At 59.4% G+C, this 1,714-nt stretch carries 2 protein-coding genes; both read right to left on the bottom strand.

The features are described 5' to 3' along the window. Nucleotides 1-1,125, bottom strand: a 1,125-nt coding sequence (gene tssA / locus RTW80_RS24800) for a type VI secretion system protein TssA (protein WP_312720718.1), incomplete at its 3' end; no start/stop codon positions are given. 4 nt (nucleotides 1,126-1,129) lie between these two features. Beyond that, nucleotides 1,130-1,714, bottom strand: a 585-nt coding sequence (gene vasI / locus RTW80_RS24795) for a type VI secretion system-associated protein VasI (protein ID WP_312720716.1), incomplete at its 5' end; no start/stop codon positions are given.

Here is a 1,714-nt window from a genome sequence, read left to right as displayed (position 1 = left end):
AACTTTGGCGTCGGGCGAAGCTGCCAGCCATTGTTTCGTCTGCTCACTGATAAACGGTGTGTGGTCATTAAACAGCAACCCGGTAAGCTGGGGCAGACGCTCAAGGAAGCGGATGACCTCATCGCGGATGGCGTCTGCCACCTGTTTGTAACCCAGACGCAGCGCCGTCTGTGCAGAAAGGCAGTGACCATCCAGCCAGTAAGGAGCCAGCAGTACGCTTTTCTCCACCTGCTGCCACAGCGCCATATCGGCACTACCGAGCTGAGCATGGTAATCTGCCACCATATCGGCGGAGACCGCAGCCAGTGGAGTACGGCCATCGCTTTCCGCCTGGGGCGTACTGGTGATGTTCTGCCAAAGCGCATGGCGGCGCAGACGGTAGCCCTGCGGTGAATCCGGCTGGCGTTCACATAAAATGGCCGCCACTTTTAACAGCGTGTCGCGCCAGGCTTTGTCGTCGTGACTGTCGATGACGATTTGGGGAGCCGGAGCACTGGGTTGCGTCACGCCGCTTTCAGACGTGGCGGTGGTCTGTGGTGAACTACCGGAGGCCGCCGGAGTGGGGACAGGAGCCGGTGCCGCACGATTAAACGCACGCTGGTACAGGGCAAAAAGATCATCAGTAGCCTGTGCCAGTTCCGGGGCGTTATGTGACTGCCAGCATTGCGCCAGTTTTGCCAGTTCCCCTGACAGCGCATCGCGCTGCTCTGTGGCGGCGTTCTGTGAAAAACCTTCAATACCTGTTTCAAAGCGTTTAATGACCTGGCTGGCAAAGCGTTTTTTATGCGCCATATTCTGCGGCGCAGCCACCGCCCAGTAATGCTCCACATACAGCGCCAGCAGGCGCAATGCGAGATGAGGATCACCGGCGTGTTGCAGGGTTCTCAGCAGATGCGCCAGCAGACGAAAATCCTTACTCTCCGAAGCCAGAATGACCAGCCCCCGGCGCTGGAGTTCCGGGATATCCAGTTGACTGTGGGCCAGCGATCCCAGCTTGACGATTTCGCCGTCGATATACTCCCAGTTCGGGTTGTCATCTTTCAGCGCCGATGCCAGTTTCTCTTCCGGCAGGTTTTCCAGCAGGTGCGATATCCAGACATTCGGATCGCGTAAGTCCATTGCCATATTTTTATTCTCCCGCCCAGTGGCAGGCATCGCGCAGGGGAGCAATCGCCCTTGCCAGCCCGTCAATGTTAAAGGTCAGCTTTCCGGCGGCATTGTCTGCGCCGGTATCCACCGTCAGCGTTTTTGCGCCGAACAGTTGCTTAATTTCATCAATCCCGGATAACCCCCGGCTGGACTCCAGCAGGGTGCCGTTCTCGCGCACAAACCAGTGGCTGCGCAATGCCCGGTTGTCGGCATTCAGAGTGACGGCGATATCATGGACATCCAGAGGGTGCATCAGCGCCACCTGCATCCGGGTGATATTGTCCACGCAACTGAACATCAGCACCGGGCGTGGCGGAACATGACCGATAGCCGGGGTGGTTATCACCACCGTCGGGCGCTCCCCCGGCACCTGCGTCACCAGCAGTTCTGTGGTGTTGCCCTCGCGGCGTTTTTCCTGCTCTGTGGCGCGGGTCCAGGCCTCGCCCACAAAACCGGCTTTGACCAGCGCCCCGTCAAACCCTGACGGGGACAGCGGTGCCAGCAGGCGGTCATAGCAGTCAAGCCGCTCCAGCGCCGCGGACTCCCGCCGACAGGACTGTATGGC

This window comes from Escherichia sp. AM3 (assembly GCF_032029835.1).
Lineage (GTDB): Bacteria > Pseudomonadota > Gammaproteobacteria > Enterobacterales > Enterobacteriaceae > Escherichia > Escherichia coli.
The sequence above is the reverse complement of the archived record's forward strand: the minus strand, read 5'-3'. Positions and strand labels throughout refer to the sequence as shown.